Raw genomic sequence first — 1,410 nt, 5'->3', positions numbered from 1 at the left:
TGTTAGACAATTGTGTGAWAATAAATAATAAAAATAGCTAGATATATTGGAATTTCCATTGTCTAGCTGTTTTTATATAAATCTTAAAACTTAATTATTCTTAATAGATTTAATAAATAGGAAATATGCGATTATAGTCGTGAAAAAATATATTACCCAAGAAGCCTGATACCCAAAAGAAGTATCAGCTATAACACCTGATAAAAACGGTCCAATTGAAGTACCAAGAATAAAAAACATATTTACAAAACCAAAAATTACAGAGTAGTTTTCATTACTAAATAATCTACTAACTCCATAAGATGGCCAAATAGAAGACATACACATAGTAAGACCATAAAATATAGTAAATAAGTATGCAAAGAGTGGATTACCTGCAAGTATTAAAAAAACTACACTAATACAACTTATAGTTCCCATAAAATATAAAACTATTTTAGTTTTAAACTTATCAAATAAAATACCACCTACAATATTTGCTATTAAACCTGTAACAGCAAGAGTAGAACCTATATTTGCATTAAAAGAAATTGAATATCCTAAAACTGATAGATATGGCTGTATATGTTGCTTGATTCCAGCAAAGCTTATACCCATAAGTAAAAGACCTAAAGAAAAAGTCCAAAATGAAGGTGTTTTAGATATATCCTTAAATGTATAGGACTTATCCTTTGATTTATTATTTTTATTATTTTGTTCTTTTAATTTATTCATTACATCATCTGGTCTTTTTGCTATAAATAAGCTTATAGGAAGTGAAACTATAACAACTATAGCTCCTAAAAATAAATAAGCAAGCCTATAGTTATATCTTTCTAAAAATCTAGATACTATTTGCATCCAAAAGAATGAACCTGTACCTATTCCTGCAAACACTATTCCCATTATAGAACCTTTTTTCTCTGGTTCAAACCAGTCTGATATCATTGTTGATATTGGTATTGTTGTAAGTCCACACATTCCTATTGCAACGACTACTCCTATTAGGTAAAAGGATAGTATATTGTTTGCAAATCCGTATAGTATGAATCCACCTCCAGCAAGTATTGATGATAAGGACATTATTATTTTTATATTTATTTTATTTAATAAGCTTCCTACTAAAGGAGAGAATATTGCTACTGTTATTGCTGTAATTGTGAATGATAGAGAGAACTCTCCAATGCTAAAGTTTCTTGCTTTTATTACTGGTGCTGTTAGTATTGTATTTACGCTATTTACTATACTAAATGCTACGGCCATAAGTATAAAACTAGATATAGCTATAATATATTTATAATTATTTTTATATTTATCCATAGTTTGTCTCCTTTATTGAAGAATTTCAAGTATATTATTAGAATTCCAAATATAGCATAGATAATGCAGATGTTTTATTGATTTAATATATTTTTTACTTTAAAATTATCA

1 protein-coding gene is annotated in these 1,410 nt (G+C 27.0%); it reads right to left on the bottom strand.

Annotation, left to right across the window (positions count from 1 at the left end; genetic code table 11):
- Positions 1-90: 90 nt before the first annotated feature.
- A complete protein-coding gene (locus G3997_RS05035; protein WP_296649079.1) occupies positions 91-1,299 on the bottom strand; it encodes an MFS transporter in 1,209 nt (402 codons plus the stop codon).
- Positions 1,300-1,410: the final 111 nt, after the last annotated feature.

Source organism: Romboutsia sp. 13368, from assembly GCF_018336475.1.
Lineage (GTDB): Bacteria > Bacillota > Clostridia > Peptostreptococcales > Peptostreptococcaceae > Romboutsia.
Note: the sequence above shows the minus strand (reverse complement) of the source record. Positions and strands in the feature narration are given on the sequence as shown.

Excerpts from the sequence above, each read along its gene's own strand:
- G3997_RS05035 (WP_296649079.1), bottom strand. The coding sequence starts at position 1,299 with ATGGATAAATATAAAAATAATTATAAATATATTATAGCTATATCTAGT.